The following is a 15986-nucleotide window of genomic DNA, read 5'->3' on the forward strand; positions in this document are numbered from 1 at the left end:
ATTGCGCGCGCCCCTATCGCGCGGTGATCGAATTGCGGAACGACAGCGGCGCGGCGATGGTCCTGATGGTCTCGATGCCCTCGCCGACGCCCCGGATGGTGACGTCGCCATAATTGAGCAGGCGCCCCATGATGCTCTGGTTGACGTCGACGCTCTCGACCTTATCGAGGCTCATCTCGAAGGTACGCCGCTTGATGAAGCCGCTCTTGTGCACCACGCGGAAATTGGTGACGTCGGTTTCGGTGGTCCAGCGGTGGAACCAGGCCGCGGCGGTCCAGTACAGCGCCGCGACCGCGACCACGGCGGCGGCCGCAAAGCAGGCCATCACGAGGCCGTCGACCGTGGTCATCCGCGACAGGATCAGCAGCGCCAGCACGACGATCCAGGCCCCGATCGCCGGCAAATAGAACATCCAGTGCGCATTCGTGGAATACAGCACCTTCTCGCCAGGCTGCAGGATCTCGTCGATATAACGTCCCATCCAATCCGCCTTCGAGTTGCCCCGTGTTACCCGTGCGCCACAACCCGCCCGCAACCGGTCAAAACACCCCCAAAAGACACTCGAGGGCCCCCTACCTACCGGCTTGCCCCCGGGCGCGGCGCTATGTATACGCGCGTTTCGGTCCCCGCGCTTGCGGTTTTCGGCGTGGGTTAACCTACTTATCCTCTTAAAGGAATAGACGCGTCGTCATGGGCCGCCTCGTGATGAAATTCGGCGGTACGTCCGTCGCCAATATCGATCGTATCCGCAACGTCGCGCAGCATGTGAAGCGCGAGGTCGACGCGGGCCATGAGGTCGCCGTCGTCGTCTCCGCGATGTCCGGCAAGACCAATGAGCTGGTGGCCTGGTGCACCGATGCCTCGCCGATGCACGACGCGCGCGAATATGACGCGGTGGTCGCCTCCGGCGAACAGGTCACTTCGGGCCTGCTCGCGATCGTGCTGCAGGGCATCGGCATCCAAGCGCGCTCCTGGCAGGGCTGGCAGATCCCGATCAAGACCTCGGAGGCGCATGCCTCGGCGCGCATCCTCGATATCGACGGCACCGAGATCATCACCCGCTTCAAGGAGCGCAAGGAAGTCGCCGTGATCGCCGGCTTCCAGGGCATCAATCCCGACACCGGCCGCATCACCACGCTCGGCCGCGGCGGCTCGGACACCTCGGCGGTGGCGATCGCCGCCGCGCTGCGCGCCGACCGCTGCGACATCTACACCGACGTCGACGGCGTCTACACCACCGATCCCCGCGTGGTGCCGAAGGCGCGCCGGCTCGACAAGATCGCCTTCGAGGACATGCTGGAACTGGCCTCGCAGGGCGCCAAGGTGCTGCAGGTTCGCTCGGTGGAACTCGGCATGGTGCACAACATGCCGATTTTCGTGCGCTCCAGCTTCGACAAGCCAGAGGATATCGACCCGCACGCCAACCAGCCGCCGGGCACGCTGATCTGCAGCGAGGAGGAAATCATGGAAATGCACGTCGTCACCGGCATCGCCTTCTCCAAGGACGAAGCCCAGATTTCCGTGCGCCAGATCGAGGACAAACCCGGCGTCGCCGCCGCGATCTTCGGGCCGCTCGCGGATGCCAGCATCAATGTCGACATGATCGTGCAGAACGTGTCCGAGGACGGCAAGACCACCGACCTCACCTTCACCGTTCCGGCCGGCGACTATAACCGCGCCAAGGACACGATTACCGCCGCCAAGGCCAAGATCGGCTACGCACGCCTCGACACCGCGACCGACGTCGCCAAGGTCTCGGTGATCGGCAGCGGCATGCGCAGCCATGCCGGCGTCGCGGCCAAGGCGTTCAAGGCGCTGGCCGACCGAAACATCAACATCCGCGCCATCACCACCTCCGAGATCAAGTTCTCGGTCCTGATCGACGCCGCCTACACCGAACTTGCGGTCCGCACGCTGCACACGCTGTACGGGCTGGATCAGGCGTAGGCGCGACCGGCAGGGGCAGGGCTCGCTCCGCTGTCATTCCGGGGCGATGCGACAGCATCGAATCCGGAATCTCGAGGTTCCGGGTTCGCCGCTTCGCGACGCCCCGGAACGACGAGACCGAGCACTGGCCGTGCTCCCCAGCCGCGCCCCGGAGTTAGAATTTCTCTTAGCGGGCGCAGCATTGGGCTGACGCAGACGTTATTTGCTACTGGCAGGCGTTTTGCTTGGCAAAGCAAGCCTCGATTGGCTATACGGCCAGTCAGGTAGGCTGTCGCAAACTGTGGCACAGTTTCGGTGATCGCGAATCGGCGGGAACTGGCGAGCGGCGACACCGAATGACTAAAATTGTTGTTTTTGACGAGTTTTGCGCCAGCGGCCGGCCGCACCGGTGCGCTGGCTTCGCGGGGAGGGACTGAAACACATGCGGAGCGCGTCGGGAGGCCCCCGCATCCTGTTGAGACGGCTCCGCGAGACCATGGCGGAGCAAGTCTCCGCCCAGGAGCGGCTCGACAAGATCGTGGTGCTGATCGCGGCCAACATGGTGGCCGAGGTCTGCTCCTGCTACGTGCTGCGCATCGACAACACCCTCGAACTCTATGCCACCGAAGGTCTGAACCGCGACGCCGTCCACCGCACGGTGATGAGCGCGCATGAAGGCCTGGTCGGCCTCGTCGCCAGCGAGGCGACGCCGCTCAACCTGTCCGACGCGCAAAGCCATCCCGCCTTCGCCTACCGCCCGGAGACCGGCGAAGAGGCCTACCACTCGTTCCTCGGCGTGCCGATCCTGCGCGCCGGCAACACGCTCGGCGTGCTCGTGGTGCAGAACCGCGCCAAGCGCACCTATGTCGAGGAAGAAGTCGAGGCGCTGCAGACCACCGCCATGGTGCTGGCGGAGATGATCGCCTCCGGCGAGCTTGCCGCGCTGGCGCAGCCCGGCGCCGAGCCCGCCGCGCGGCACTCGCTGCACAAGACCGGCGCGGTGCTCTCCGACGGCATCGCGCTCGGCCACGTCGTGCTGCACGAGCCGCGCGTCGTCATCACCAACTACATCGCCGAGGATCTGCCGAAGGAGATCAAGCGGCTCGACACTGCGCTCGCCAATCTGCGCGCCGATCTCGACCGCATGCTGGAGCGCGGCGACGTCGCCGACGGCGGCGAGCACCGCGAGGTGCTGGAAGCCTACCGCATGTTCGCCAACGACCAGGGCTGGTCGCACAAGCTGCATGAGGCGGTCGCCACCGGCCTCACCGCGGAAGCCGCCGTCGAACGCGTGCAGTCCGACACCCGCGCGCGCATGCTGCGCTCGACCGATCCCTATCTGCGCGACCGCCTGCACGACCTCGAGGATCTCGGCCATCGCCTGATGCGGCAGCTGGTCGGCCAGGACCATGCGCCGTCGCGCGAGCAGCTGCCCGACAACGCCATCCTGATCGCCCGCGCGATGGGCCCGGCGGCGCTGCTCGACTATGACCGCAAGCGGCTGCGCGGCCTGGTGCTGGAGGAAGGCACCGCGAATTCCCACGTCTCGATCGTGGCGCGCGCGCTCGGCATTCCCGCGGTCGGCGAGGTGCCGAACGCGCCCGGCATCGCCGACCCGGGCGATGCCATCATCGTCGACGGCATTTCCGGCGAGATCTATGTCCGCCCCTCGACCGAGATCGAATCCGCCTATGCCGAGCGTGTCCGGTTCCGGGCGCGGCGGCAGGCGCAATATTCGGCGCTGCGCGACAAGGCCTGCGTGACCAAGGACGGCCAGCCGATCGAGCTTCTGATCAATGCCGGCCTGACCATCGACCTGCCGCATATCGACGACACCGGCAGCGCCGGCATCGGCCTGTTCCGCACCGAATTGCAGTTCATGGTGAGCCCGAACCTGCCGCGCTCGAGCGACCAGCTCGCGCTGTACCGCACCGTGCTCGACGCCGCGGGCTCCAAGCCCGTCACCTTCCGCACGCTCGACATCGGCGGCGACAAGGCGCTGCCCTATATGGAGACCGTGATCGAGGAAAATCCCGCGCTCGGCTGGCGCGCGATCCGGCTCGGCCTCGACCGTCCCGGCCTGCTGCGCGGCCAGATCCGCGCGCTGCTGCGCGCCGGCGGCGGCCGCGCGCTGAAGATCATGTTCCCGATGATCTCGGATATCGCCGAGTTCGACCAGGCCAAGGCGATCGTCGAGCGCGAGCTGACCTATCTGCGCCAGCACGGCCATTCGCTGCCCGAGCGGATCGATATCGGCACCATGGTCGAGGTGCCGGCGCTGCTCTACCAGCTCGACGAGCTCCTGAAGAAGGTCGACTTCGTCTCGGTCGGCTCCAACGACCTGTTCCAGTTCCTGTTTGCGGTCGACCGCGGCAATGCCAAGGTCTCCGAACGCTTCGACATTTTGTCGGCGCCGATCCTGCGCGCGCTGCGCGACATCGTGCGCAAGGCCAAGGCGGCGAAGAAGGCCGCCTCGCTGTGCGGCGAGATGGCGTCGAAACCGATCGGCGCGCTGGCGCTGATCGCCATCGGCTACCGTTCGCTTTCATTGTCGGCAACCGCGCACGGCCCGGTCAAGGCGCTGATCCTCGACCTCGATGCCAAGAAGGCCGAGGCGATGATCAATCCGCTGCTGGACGCGCCGGTCGGCAGCGTCTCGATCCGCGAGGCGCTGACGAAGTTTGCGGAAACCGAGGGGCTGGCCTTGTAGCGACGCTGCCGTCGCCGCTGCCGCCCTTCCGTACCTTCCGCAATTCGAGATACCGCCATGCTACCCGAAGCCAAACTCGACGTCCTGCTCGCCCATCATGCCTCGCTCGAGGCCGAGCTGCTCGGCGAGGTCAAGTCCGAGCGCTATGTGCAGATCACGCGCGAGCTCGCCGAGCTCAATCCGCTGATCGACGCGGTGAAGCTCTATCGCTCCGCCCGATCGGAGCTCACCGACACCGAGGCGATGCTGGCGGATGCGGGGACCGATCCCGAGATGCGCAGCATGGCGGAAGCCGAGCTGGAAACGCTGCAGGCGCGGATCGGCGAGCTCGAGCAGCAGATCCGGATCGCGCTGTTGCCGAAAGACGCGATGGACGACCGCAACGTGATGCTGGAAATCCGCGCCGGCACCGGCGGCGACGAGGCGTCGCTGTTCGCCGGCGACCTGTTCCGGATGTATGAGCGCTTCGCGTCCCTGCAGGGCTGGAAGGTCGAGGTGATCTCGGCGAGCGAAGGCACCGTCGGCGGCTACAAGGAAATCATCGCCGAGGTGCAGGGCCGCGGCGCGTTCGCCAAGCTGAAATTCGAATCCGGCGTGCACCGCGTGCAGCGCGTGCCCGACACCGAGACGCAGGGCCGCATCCACACCTCGGCCGCCACGGTCGCCGTGCTGCCGGAGGTCGAGGACGTCGACGTCGATATCAAGGACACCGACTTGAGGATCGAGACCATGCGCGCGGGCGGCGCCGGCGGTCAGCACGTCAACAAGACCGAATCGGCGATCCGCATCACCCATCTGCCGACCGGCATCGTCGTGATGATGCAGGACAGCCGCTCGCAGCACAAGAACCGGGCGTCGGCGATGAACATCCTGCGCTCGCGCATCTACGATGCCGAGCGCCAGCGCGTCGAGGCGGCGCGCTCCGCCGACCGCAAGGAGAAGGTCGGCTCCGGCGACCGCTCCGAGCGCATCCGCACCTACAATTTCCCGCAAGGGCGAGTCACCGACCATCGCATCAACCTGACGCTCTACAAGCTGCCGCAGGTGATCGCGGGCGAAGCGCTCGGCGAATTGATCGATGCGCTGACCACCGAGCACCAGGCGGCACAGCTCGCCGCGCAGGGCGCAGCCGCCTGACGCGCGCCGCCGCTTGCGCCGGCGGATGCATCACTCATTCGCCGGAAGACGGCGAGGACTTCAGCAAGCGGCGCAACGCCGGGCTCGCGACGCGGCGCAGCTCCTCGATGTTCTTCTTCGAGACCGCCTGGAGCTTCTGCTCTCCCTTTGCCGTTAGCTTGAGCTGAACCCGCCTCGCGTCGTCCGGATCGGCAAGCCGGCTGACCAGTCCGAGCTTTGCCATGCGGTTCATCAGTTCGACGGCGGAGTGATGCCGTATCAGCAGGAACCGGGCGATGTCGCCGACGGTCGGCGGACCGGGATCGACGAAACCCTTGATGCCGAGCAGCGCCTGATGCTGCCGCGGCGTCATTCCGGCCTTCCGGGCGCCCTCCTCGCTGAATGCAAGAAACCTGCGCAACTCGTAGCGAAACTGCGCAAGCGCCCGGTAGTCCACCGTCGCGGCCGCCGCCTTGCGTTTGGTTGCTCCGGCTGGTGCTCGTCGTTGCTTTGGTTGCGGCATTCAGTCGTCCTGCTGCTGGCTCGCTCCGCCGGACGGCAGACGCCGTGCAACGCTATCAAGCCCGCGCCGGACGCACCATACTACCGGCCGCCCCCACTCATGTTTTCAACGGTTTGACGGTCGAGCGGCGGCGCCGGGCAAGCTCAGGGCTGCGGCCAGTGATCGTAGGTCGAGCTCAATATCTTCAGCAGCACGATCTGGAACGCGACCGGAATCCGCGGGCTCCTGCGGCGAATGGATTTCTCCAGCGCCTCGGTGATCTCGCTCTTGGTGAGATGCCCGGCCGAGGCACGCGCGACCAGATCGCCCCAGACCTCCGACAACGACTTGCCGGTGTGATGCGGAGACGGGATCGTTATTCCGCGCGTCTCGGCCCAAGCGATGATCTCGCGCATGGTTTGCCGTCCGCAATTCCGCGCCGTCGCGAGATGGCGCGCGGTGAGCAGCCGCAGCAGATCGTCCGGCGGCGTCCAGCCCACCTTCGGCGGCACTTCGTCGAGCAGCTCGACCGCCAGTTCCTTCAGGACGTTGATCGCGCGAATGCTCAGGCTGCCCAATTGCCCGGCGGCACCGTGCTCGGACACGGCGTGACCGTGCTCGGACACGGCGTGCTCTCCGGCATTTCCGGTGCGACTTGAAGGCTCCTGGATCATCGCTCCCTCACTTACAGGACCCGCACCCGGTCGGTAAACCTTCGATACATCGTAGAACGATATTATTTCTATCGTAGGCCGATATGATTCGACGAAAGGTGACATTGACTAAATATGCCGGTGGGGAATTGTAGCCGTGACAGGCTGCTCCATCGCAGCCGGCGCATCGTGCCGCCGATCGATCCGATCCGGCGACGAGTGAGCATGCGCGCCAACAATCAATATAATTGGAGGATACTGAGCGATGAGCACCAAGGATTTTCGGCCGGGCAGAACCCCGAACGTTTCGCGCCGCACTTTGCTGCAAGCCGGCGCGGGCCTGATCGGCGGCAGCGTGCTGCCGGCCTCGATCGCATCGCGGGCCTTCGCCGAGGACCACCCGGCGATCGGAACCTATCCCGCGGGCACGTCGGGCTCTTCGGCGTTCATCGGCATCTCGGTCCCGCGCACCGGCACCTATGCGGTGCAGGGCGAGGATGAGCTCAAGGGCTATCAGCTCGCGATCGAGCACATCAACAGCGGCCACGAGCTGATCAAGAAGATCTCGCCGAAGACCAGCAAGGGCGTGCTCGGCAAGGAGCTGAAGTTCGGCGTCGCGGATTCCGCGGCGAAGCCGAACGAGGCCGTGCAGGCGCAGCAGCGCTTCATCTCCGAGAACAAGGCGGTGATGATCACCGGCGGCACGTCGAGCGCGGTCGCGGTGGCGCTGAACAAGCTGGCGCAGCGCGAGAAGGTGATCTTCGTCTGCGGCATTTCCGGCTCGAACGACACCACTGGCAAGGATTGCGTGCGCTACGGCTTCCGCCAGAACTTCTTCGGCCAGACCGCCGCGGCGGCGATCGCGCCGGTGCTGATCAAGCAGTTCGGCAAGAACAAGAAGGCCGCCTACCTGACGCCCGACTACACCTACGGCCACACCGTCACCAAGTCGATGCAGGACTACCTCGCCCAGGCGGGCTGGACCACCGTCACCAACCAGGTCTCGCCGCTCGGCGCGCCGGACTATTCGTCCTATCTGCTCAACGTCGCGAACTCCGGCGCCGACGTGCTGATCAACGTCAACTGGGGTCACGATGCCGTGCTGTCGACGCAGCAGGCCAAGCAGTTCGGCGTGCTCGACAAGATGAAGCTCGTGGTGCCCTACCAGGTGCCGTTCATCGCCCGCGAGACCGGCGGCCTGATGCAGGGCGTCTACGCCGCGACCGACTATTGGTGGACCATCGAGGACAAATATCCGCTGGCCAAGATGTTCAACGAGGCCTTCGAGAAGAAGTACGGATACAAGCCGGAATGGGGCGCCGAGAACGCCTATGTCAGCTTCGCGCACTGGGCCCGCATGGTCGAGGAAGCCGGCAGTTTCTATCCGCCCGACGTCATCAAGGCCTATGAGAAGGGCGAGACGCTGCCTTCGCTGGTCGGCGACGTCCACTATCGCCCCGAGGATCACCAGTGCGTCCGCCCCGTCGTCATCGTCCGCGGCAAGATGGAAAAGGAGATGAAGAACAAGGAGGACTATTACGAGGTGATCGAGATCGTCCCCGGCGACGGCTTGATGCAGAAGCCGGATGCGTTCGGCTGCCATCTCGGCGACTACACCTGATTAACGTGGGAAGACTCGGCGCCGTGGGCGGGGCGACCCGGCCCGCGGCGCCGCTTTTCTCGGAACGCATCCTCCATCGACCGGGCCAGGTATACGGCTGAGTGAACGCGCGCCATGATCAACTGGCCAAATTTCGTCTCGCAACTTTTCAACGGGCTGGCGCTCGGCGCGCTGCTGGCGCTGATCAGCTCCGGGCTGACGATCATCTATGGCACGCTCGGAGTGCTCAACCTCGCCCACGGCGCCATGTTCATGATCGGCGGCTACGCCGGATATGTGGCCTATTCCTACACCGGCTCGTTCATTCTCGCCGTGATCGCGGGCTCGCTGTTCGTGATGGCGCTTGGCGTGGCGATGGAGCGGATCATCATCCGCCATTTCTACCATCGCCCGCATGAGGACCAGCTGCTGGTCACGTTCGGCCTCGGCATCTGCTTCGTCGAGATCGTGCGGCTGATCTTCACCAGCCAGTCGCAGGTGGTGCCGCCGCCGGCGCTGCTGCAGGGCATCACCTCGCTCGGCTTCCTGTTCTACCCGACCTACCGGCTCGCGGTGGTCGGCATCGTCGCGGTCGCGCTCGGCGCGCTGTTCCTGATCCTGTACCGCACCCGGCTCGGCATGATCGTGCGCGCCGGCATCGAGGATTCGGTGATGGTCGATTCGCTCGGCATCAACGTCTACCGCGTCTTCATGATCGTGTTCGGCATCGGCGCAATGGCCGCAGGCTTCGCCGGCATCATCAATGCGCCGGTGGTGTCGCTGACGCCGGGTGTCGGCGACGACATCCTGGTCGAGACCTTCGTGGTGGTGGTGATCGGCGGCGTCGGCTCGTTTCCCGGCGCCATCCTCGGCGGGCTGATCGCCGGCGAGATCATCAGCATCACCTCGATGTTCAACCCCGGTTACGCCTACGTCATGCTGTTCGCGGCGATGACGCTCGTTCTGGTGCTCAGACCACACGGCCTGCTCGGCACGCAGGGCCGCGAATGACGACGGATATTTAGATGCTTAAGCAGCGCCCATACCTGATCGAATTCCTGACGGCCGCCGGACTGATCGTCGCGCCCTTCGTGCTGCCGTGGCTCGGCTTCGCACCCAACACCGTGAACCGGATCCTGGTCTGGGGCCTGTTCGGTCTCGGCTTCGACATCCTGTTCGGCTTCACCGGCCTGCTGTCGTTCGGCCAGTCGGCCTTCTACGGAACCGGGGGCTTCGTCGCGGCCTATCTGCTGACGCGCGCCGGCTTCCCGTACGTCGTGCTCGCGCTCGTCATCGGCATGATCGCGGCCGCCGCCACCGGCTATCTGATCGGCCTGATCGCACTGCGCCGCACCGGCATCTATTTCGCGATGATCACGGTGGCGATCGCCGAGGTGTTCTTCTTCGTCGAGTTCAATCCGCTGTCGGACTTCACCGGCGGCGAGAACGGGCTGCCGGGCGTGCCTACCCCGAGCTTCAATCTCGGCTTCACCACGCTGCACTTCACCACCGGCTGGTCGCTCTACCAGTTCCTGGCGCTGTGCTACTTCATCGGCGTCGTGATCGCGCTGCGCATCGTGCGCTCGCCGGTCGGCGCCGTGTTCAGCGCTATCCGCGACAATCCGCTGCGGGCGACCGCGGTAGGCCACAACATCCACGGCTACAAGCTGACCGCCTTCGTGATCGCCGCCGCCTATGCCGGCTTTGCCGGCGGGCTGCTCGGCGTGCTGCAGGCCTTCATGCCGCCCGACGCGTTCACCTTCGACACGTCGGGGCAGCTCGTGATGCAGACCGCGATCGGCGGCCGCGGCACGCTGTTCGGGCCGCTGGTCGGCGCCGCGGTGTGGCTGTCGCTGCAGGACTTCCTGCAGGCGGCGCTCGGGCTCGGCGCGGCCTGGAAGCTCGTGCTCGGCATCGTGTTCGTGCTGCTGGTGTGCTTCCTGCGCCGCGGCATCATCGGTGGCCTCGCCGATCTTTACCGCCTCCTGACCGGACAGCGCGGCGCCAAGGAGCCGGAGGAGAGCGCACCCGAGGTCGTCGCCGTGGCAAGCGAGCGGCACGCCGCCGCGCCGAAGCCGGTGGCGGCTCGTGCCGGCGGCAATCCGTCCGGCCCGATCCTCCAGGCTAGGGGCCTGACCAAGCGCTATGGCGGCCTGCTCGCCAACAGCGACATCGACTTCACCGTCAATCACGGTGAGCTGCGCGGCATCATCGGCCCGAACGGCGCTGGCAAGTCGACCTTCTTCAAGATGCTGACCTGCGAGGTGCATCCGACCTCGGGCACCATCCTGTTCGAGGGCCGCGACATCACCGGCATGAACGTCACCGACGTCTGTCAGCTCGGCCTGACCAAGAGCTACCAGGTCAACCAGCTGTTCACCGGGCTGACGGTGCGCGAGAATTTGGTGATCGCGGCGCTGTCGGCGCTGCGCGGCAAGTTCAAGCTCGACCTGTTCCGCAGCATCGACAGCATCCCCGGCCTGTCCGAGCGCGTGCAGCACACGCTCGAGCTGGTCAATCTGACCACGCGGCCGGATACGCCGGTGTCCGAACTTGCCTATGGCGAGAAGCGGCGGCTGGAGATCGGGCTGGCGCTGGCGACGTCGCCGAGCCTGTTGCTGCTCGACGAGCCGCTGGCCGGCATGAGCCCGCGCGAGCGCGTCGAGACCGTCAAGCTGCTGAAGTCGATCAGCCAGGGCCGCACCATGATCATCATCGATCACGACATGGATGCGCTGTTCGAGCTCGCCGAGCGCGTCACCGTGCTGCAGGAGGGCCGCGTGCTGGTCGAGGGAACGCCGGAAGAGATCAAGACCAACTCGACCGTCCAGGAAGCCTATCTTGGCGGCGTGCATGGAGTGCTCGCCGCATGAGCCTGCTCGAGGTCAACGGACTGAACAGCTATTACGGGGATTCCCACATCCTGTTCAACGTCTCGATGCGCGTCGAGCGCAACGAGGTGGTGGCGCTGCTCGGGCGTAACGGCGCCGGCAAGAGCACGACGCTGAAGAGCCTGATGGGCGTCGTGACCCCGCGCCGCGGCTCGGTGATGTTCGACGGCGTCGAGATCTCGGGCAGGAAGAGCCACAAGATCGCGCAGGCCGGCATGCAGCTGGTCCATGAGGAGCGCCGTATCTTCGGCAGCCTGAGCGTCGAGGAGAACCTCGTGATCGCCGGCCTGACCGCCTCGCAGCGCTGGCCGCTCGACCGCATCTACGAGATGTTCCCGCGGCTGCGCGAGCGGCGCGGCAACCGCGGCACCGACCTGTCGGGCGGCGAGCAGCAGATGCTGGCGATCGCGCGCGCCTTGGTGCGCGATCCCAAGATCATCCTGCTCGACGAGCCGTTCGAGGGCCTGGCGCCGGTGATCGTGCGCGACCTGATGAAGGCGTGCCGCGACCTCGCCGAGGCCGGACAGACCATCGTGCTGGTGGAGCAGAACCTCGCCGCGACGCTCGCGCTGGCGCAGCGCATCTACATCATCAACAACGGACACATCGTCCATGAAGGGCCGGCGCAGGAGATCAAGGCGCAGCCCGATGTCCTGCAGCGCTATCTCGGGGTTTAGGGCGCGTCACTTTCTTCGCCGTCATTGCGAGCCAACGGGTCGCGCGAACGCGCGCCCGATGACAGGCTCCGCGAAGCAATCCATCGGTCCGCATGCGCGGACCGATGGATTGCTTCGTCGCTACAGCACAAAATTGCTTTGCAAATTTTGTCGCGAGCTCCTCGCAATGACGAACTCGATATTGCGCATGGCCTCTCGGGATAGGGATTACGGCATTCCCGCGTCGGACCGGGCCACCCGCTCACCCACGCAGCGCCGCGATCATCCGCCTGGCGTGATCGGCGAGCACATCCATCTCCGCCTTGACGGTCTGCGCCGGCAGCAGCGCGACGCCGGCCTTCACCGGCATCACATGCATGTGCAGGTGAAACACCACCTGGCCGCTGGCGGGCTCGCTGAACTGCTGGATGATGATGCCGTCGGCCGCAAACGCCTTCATCGCGGCGACGGCGATGCGCTTGGCCGACCGCGCCACCTCGGCGAGGTCGTCTTCGGCGATGTCGAGGATGCCGCGCGCGGGTGCCTTCGGAATCACCAGGGTATGTCCCGGCGATCGCGGCATGATGTCGAGAAAGGCAAAGGTCCGATCGGTCTCGTAGACCTTGAAGCTCGGGACCTCGCCGCGCAGGATCCTGGCGAAGATGTTCTGGTCGTCATAGCCCGTCATGGTCGCGCGTTCCGGATCGCTAGGTTCAGATTCTGACCGTGCGCGCCGGCCGCACGGGGCGCAAGTGATATCGACGCCGCATCGACCATCGGCTAACAACGCGCCATGAGCGAACCCGCAGGACATGGCCAGACTGTCGAGAGCATCAGGCGCAGCCTCGCCGCCCGCCTCAAGGCGGCCGGCCACGACGCCGCCGAGCTCGATGCGCGACTGCTGGTCGGCGCCGTGCTGGGGCTCGATCTGACCGGCATGATCACGGGCGCGAAGCGCGCGCTGACGAGGGACGAAGCCGATCGCCTCGAGCACCTCGCGCAGCGCCGCCTCGCCGGCGAACCGATCGCGCGCATCCTCGGCGTCAAGGAGTTCTGGGGACTGCCGCTGTACCTGTCCGCCGCGACGCTGGTGCCGCGCCCGGACACCGAGACGGTGGTCGAGCGCGCACTCGAACTGCTGCGCGCCGACGGGGTGGCCGAGCGCGCCTTGCGGATCGCCGATCTCGGCACCGGTTCTGGCGCGATCCTGCTGGCGCTGCTCTCGGAACTGCCGAACGCGCATGGCTTCGCCACCGACATCTCGACGGAGGCGCTGCAGACCGCGAGCCGCAACGCCACCGCGCTCGGATTCGCCGATCGCACGACATGGATCGAGTGCGACTACGGCCGCGGGCTCGTCGGCGCGTTCGAGCTGATCGTGTCCAATCCGCCGTACATCCCCTCGGCCGACGTCGCCGGACTCGACATCGAGGTGCGCGCGCATGATCCGCGCGCGGCGCTCGACGGCGGTGCCGACGGGCTCGACGCCTACCGCGCGCTGATTTCGCAATCTGCGGGTCTTTTGACCTCAGGAGGATTTCTGGTTGTGGAAGTCGGACAGGGTCAGAGCGGCGACGTTGAAGCGCTGATGACGGCATCCGGGTTATCCCCAACGGGGCCGCCAAAGGCCGATCTGGGGGGCATCCCGAGGGCCGTTTCCGCCCGCCGGCTGCCCCGATAAAGTCCTATTGGAACGAAAAAAAACCTCTTGGATTATCCCCCGGGAACGACTACGTTCCGGGCACAACATCGGTGCTGGCCCCGTAATCCGTTACGGGTGATGACCAGGGTTCAGCAGAGCCCGCCGATCGAAAGGTTCCAGGAACGCAGGTCATATAGAGCGCAATAGCCGAAGCTGTGCTGCTCTCGACCGCCAAGCGAACGAAAGCCTGTTATTGCGCTTGAAGACTTACGCACGAGAACTGAGCCTGTCTCAACGGGCGGAATGATTTGGTCGCTGGCGCGATTGCCGGCGGTTGGGGAACGCGTCTTTGCTGCACGCGATTTTGCTGAACGAGATGGTCGGCGACATCGAAACCACTTCGAACGGTATTGCGATTCCGTGTGACTAGGCGCGCGCCGAATCGGACTCTGGGAATCGGACTTCTGAGAAATCGGACTGTGGACTGCAATAACTTCAGGGCTGGAATAAAAGGCGACAGATGAGAAACGGTCAGAACAACAAGCGGATGCGCAACCGGAATAACAACAACAATAACAACAACAATAACCGGCGCGGCCAGAATCCCCTGACACGGGTGTACGAATCGAACGGACCTGACATCAAGATCCGCGGCACGGCCTCCCACGTGGCCGAGAAATACGTTCAGCTTGCGCGCGATGCGCGCTCCTCCGGCGATCCGGTGGCCGCTGAAAACTACTACCAGCACGCCGAGCACTACTACCGGATCATCGCGGCCGCGCAGGAGCAGTTCCGGCAGAATCAGCAGCCGCCGCGCCCCGACGCCGAGGTCACCCCGACCGAAGACGGCGACGACGACAGCGACGGCTATTCGAGCTTCGGCCAGGAGCCGGGCTTCGTGCCGCAGCAGCAGCAACCTTTCATGCGCGACAACGGCCAGCAGCCGTACCAGCGCGAGCAGCAGCAGCCGCGCGAGCATCGCGAGCGCGACCAGCAGCCGCGTGAGCACCGCGAGCGCGAGCATCGTCCGCAGCCGCAATATCAGCCGCAACCGCAGAACCAGCCGCAGCCCGCGATGGCCGATGCCGGCGGCGTCGATCGCCTGCCCTCGTTCATCACCGGCGGCGCGCAGCCACAGGTCAACGGCGCCTATGAAGGCAATAATGGCGGCGCAGAACGCGGCGAACGGAGCGAGCGCTTTCCGCGCCGCCGCCGCCGTCCGCACGGCCCGCGCCCCGACATGGCGACGCAGCCCGCACCGAGCGACGACTTCAATCCGGGCAACGAGTAACGCACGTATTCCACCCTTCCCCTCCGGGGAGCAGGGCTATCGCATATGAGCTCGGTCGCTCCACAAACTCGTCATGCCCGGGCTTGTCCCGGGCATCCACGTCTTTGTTTCCGGGCGAAGAAAGACGTGGATGGCCGGGACAAGCCCGGCCATGACGGCGCGGACAAATCCATTTCCTCTCATATGCGATAGCCCTGCTCCGGGGAGGGTGAAATTTCACGACTCTGCGTGAGTCGATTTGCGCGTCGCCGTCGAGGACGGCACCAGCACCGGACGCAATGACGGGATCAGCTGCGTGCGCTCGCGGCGCGCGGGAATCGCGCGATAGACCTGCTTGGTCGCCTCCACGATGTGCACGCCGGCGAACGGCATCGACAGCGCCGCGCCGACCCGCTCCCACGCCATCGCCGAGCGCAGGAACCAGCTGCCCTGCACCGGCGGCATGAACAACGCCTCGCCCCACGACGACGGCGTGAACCAGGTCTGCCGCAACAGCTGCGTTATCTGCGCCCGCGAATAGGGCCGGCCATGGCCGAACGGCGTGGCGTCGGTGCGCGTCCAGACGCCGCGGCGGTTCGGGATGATCGCGATCAGCCGCCCCGACGGCGAGAGCACCCGCCACACCTCGCGCAGCAACCGCTCCGGGTCATCGGACATCTCCAGCGCGTGCACCAGCAGCACGCGGTCGACCGCGGCATCCGGCAGCGGCATCGAGAATTCGTCAATCAGGGTGGCCAGCGCCGGCCGGCCGGTCGGCCATTTCAGCACGCCCTGGGCCGCCGGCATGAAGGCAATGCAGCGCTCGCAGGACTCACGGAACAGGCCGAGATAGGGGGTCGGATAGCCGAGGCCGAGCACGCGCTGGCCTTCCGCGTTCGGCCACCGCGCGCGGATGCCCCGGTTGATCAGTTGCCGCGCCACGATGCCGAGGCGCTGCGAATAGAAGTCGCGCAGGTCGATGACGTCCATGGTGTTTAGCCTAACACGCCCCCTGCTGCC

General features: G+C 65.9%; 14 protein-coding genes. 9 read left to right on the top strand and 5 right to left on the bottom strand.

All coding sequences use genetic code 11. The features are described 5' to 3' along the window. Positions 1-13 precede the first annotated feature (13 nt). Positions 14-481, bottom strand: a complete 468-nt coding sequence (locus ACVIYL_RS06880) for a PH domain-containing protein (RefSeq protein ID WP_057015559.1) — start codon at positions 479-481, stop codon at positions 14-16. Between the two features lie 209 nt (positions 482-690). Between ACVIYL_RS06880 and ACVIYL_RS06885 the strand changes: the two genes are divergently transcribed. From ACVIYL_RS06885 to prfA, 3 genes are all read left to right on the top strand, one after another. Continuing rightward, a complete protein-coding gene (locus tag ACVIYL_RS06885) occupies positions 691-1947 on the top strand; it encodes an aspartate kinase (RefSeq protein WP_456778069.1) in 1257 nt (418 codons plus the stop codon). 421 nt (positions 1948-2368) lie between these two features. Next, positions 2369-4636 carry a phosphoenolpyruvate--protein phosphotransferase gene (ptsP, locus tag ACVIYL_RS06890; RefSeq protein WP_028337326.1) on the top strand — a complete coding sequence of 756 codons (2268 nt, stop codon included), beginning with the start codon at positions 2369-2371 and terminating at the stop codon, positions 4634-4636. A 57-nt stretch (positions 4637-4693) separates the two neighbouring features. Continuing rightward, positions 4694-5773 (top strand): peptide chain release factor 1, encoded by a 1080-nt coding sequence (gene prfA, locus ACVIYL_RS06895; RefSeq protein WP_456778070.1) that lies wholly within the window; start codon positions 4694-4696, stop codon positions 5771-5773. A 34-nt stretch (positions 5774-5807) separates the two neighbouring features. On the opposite strand, the gene ACVIYL_RS06900 is transcribed toward prfA, so the two are convergent. Together ACVIYL_RS06900 and ACVIYL_RS06905 are read right to left on the bottom strand one after the other, a co-directional pair. After that, positions 5808-6275 (bottom strand): MarR family winged helix-turn-helix transcriptional regulator, encoded by a 468-nt coding sequence (locus ACVIYL_RS06900; protein ID WP_456778071.1) that lies wholly within the window; start codon positions 6273-6275, stop codon positions 5808-5810. 143 nt (positions 6276-6418) lie between these two features. Next, the gene (locus ACVIYL_RS06905; protein ID WP_456778072.1) at positions 6419-6880 is read right to left on the bottom strand and encodes a hypothetical protein; all 462 of its coding nucleotides are present in this window, start codon (positions 6878-6880) and stop codon (positions 6419-6421) included. 292 nt (positions 6881-7172) lie between these two features. Here ACVIYL_RS06905 and ACVIYL_RS06910 point away from each other — a divergent pair, with 292 nt between their 5' ends. The 4 genes from ACVIYL_RS06910 to ACVIYL_RS06925 all read left to right on the top strand — a co-directional run bounded on the left by ACVIYL_RS06910 (position 7173) and on the right by ACVIYL_RS06925 (position 12075). Next, the gene (locus ACVIYL_RS06910) at positions 7173-8528 is read left to right on the top strand and encodes a substrate-binding protein (RefSeq protein ID WP_310883114.1); all 1356 of its coding nucleotides are present in this window, start codon (positions 7173-7175) and stop codon (positions 8526-8528) included. A gap of 114 nt (positions 8529-8642) precedes the next feature. Then, the gene (locus ACVIYL_RS06915; RefSeq protein ID WP_456778073.1) at positions 8643-9518 is read left to right on the top strand and encodes a branched-chain amino acid ABC transporter permease; all 876 of its coding nucleotides are present in this window, start codon (positions 8643-8645) and stop codon (positions 9516-9518) included. Positions 9519-9532: 14 nt separating this feature from the next. Beyond that, complete coding sequence (locus tag ACVIYL_RS06920) at positions 9533-11380, top strand: branched-chain amino acid ABC transporter ATP-binding protein/permease (RefSeq protein ID WP_456778074.1); 1848 nt, start codon at positions 9533-9535, stop codon at positions 11378-11380. Further along, a complete protein-coding gene (locus ACVIYL_RS06925) occupies positions 11377-12075 on the top strand; it encodes an ABC transporter ATP-binding protein (protein ID WP_456778075.1) in 699 nt (232 codons plus the stop codon). Before ACVIYL_RS06920 ends, ACVIYL_RS06925 begins: the two co-directional genes overlap by 4 nt. Positions 12076-12316: 241 nt before the next feature. Here ACVIYL_RS06925 and ACVIYL_RS06930 read toward each other — a convergent pair whose 3' ends face one another. Beyond that, a complete protein-coding gene (locus ACVIYL_RS06930) occupies positions 12317-12742 on the bottom strand; it encodes an HIT domain-containing protein (RefSeq protein WP_456778076.1) in 426 nt (141 codons plus the stop codon). Between the two features lie 105 nt (positions 12743-12847). Between ACVIYL_RS06930 and prmC the strand changes: the two genes are divergently transcribed. Both prmC and ACVIYL_RS06940 read left to right on the top strand, forming a co-directional pair. Next, positions 12848-13735, top strand: coding sequence for a peptide chain release factor N(5)-glutamine methyltransferase (prmC, locus tag ACVIYL_RS06935; RefSeq protein WP_456778077.1), 888 nt, complete (start codon positions 12848-12850; stop codon positions 13733-13735). Between the two features lie 481 nt (positions 13736-14216). Further along, entirely contained in the window at positions 14217-14987 is a 771-nt protein-coding gene (locus tag ACVIYL_RS06940) for a DUF4167 domain-containing protein (RefSeq protein ID WP_076824705.1), read from the top strand. Positions 14988-15203: 216 nt separating this feature from the next. Here the strand turns inward: ACVIYL_RS06940 and ACVIYL_RS06945 are convergent, their stop codons facing one another. Further along, on the bottom strand, positions 15204-15956 hold the full coding sequence (locus ACVIYL_RS06945; protein ID WP_028343579.1) for a class I SAM-dependent methyltransferase: 753 nt from the start codon (positions 15954-15956) through the stop codon (positions 15204-15206). Between the last annotated feature and the right edge of the window lie 30 nt (positions 15957-15986).

The sequence above is a fragment of the Bradyrhizobium sp. USDA 3315 genome (assembly GCF_054056795.1).

Bases quoted from the DNA above. Each gene is read 5' to 3' on its own strand.
- ACVIYL_RS06945 (WP_028343579.1), bottom strand. From the start codon at position 15,956: ATGGACGTCATCGACCTGCGCGACTTCTATTCGCAGCGCCTCGGCATC.
- ACVIYL_RS06925 (WP_456778075.1), top strand. From the start codon at position 11,377: ATGAGCCTGCTCGAGGTCAACGGACTGAACAGCTATTACGGGGATTCC.
- ACVIYL_RS06940 (WP_076824705.1), top strand. From the start codon at position 14,217: ATGAGAAACGGTCAGAACAACAAGCGGATGCGCAACCGGAATAACAAC.
- ACVIYL_RS06910 (WP_310883114.1), top strand. From the start codon at position 7,173: ATGAGCACCAAGGATTTTCGGCCGGGCAGAACCCCGAACGTTTCGCGC.
- ACVIYL_RS06930 (WP_456778076.1), bottom strand. From the start codon at position 12,742: ATGACGGGCTATGACGACCAGAACATCTTCGCCAGGATCCTGCGCGGC.
- prmC (WP_456778077.1), top strand. From the start codon at position 12,848: ATGAGCGAACCCGCAGGACATGGCCAGACTGTCGAGAGCATCAGGCGC.
- ACVIYL_RS06885 (WP_456778069.1), top strand. From the start codon at position 691: ATGGGCCGCCTCGTGATGAAATTCGGCGGTACGTCCGTCGCCAATATC.
- ACVIYL_RS06915 (WP_456778073.1), top strand. From the start codon at position 8,643: ATGATCAACTGGCCAAATTTCGTCTCGCAACTTTTCAACGGGCTGGCG.
- prfA (WP_456778070.1), top strand. From the start codon at position 4,694: ATGCTACCCGAAGCCAAACTCGACGTCCTGCTCGCCCATCATGCCTCG.
- ACVIYL_RS06900 (WP_456778071.1), bottom strand. From the start codon at position 6,275: ATGCCGCAACCAAAGCAACGACGAGCACCAGCCGGAGCAACCAAACGC.
- ACVIYL_RS06920 (WP_456778074.1), top strand. From the start codon at position 9,533: ATGCTTAAGCAGCGCCCATACCTGATCGAATTCCTGACGGCCGCCGGA.
- ACVIYL_RS06880 (WP_057015559.1), bottom strand. From the start codon at position 481: ATGGGACGTTATATCGACGAGATCCTGCAGCCTGGCGAGAAGGTGCTG.
- ptsP (WP_028337326.1), top strand. From the start codon at position 2,369: ATGCGGAGCGCGTCGGGAGGCCCCCGCATCCTGTTGAGACGGCTCCGC.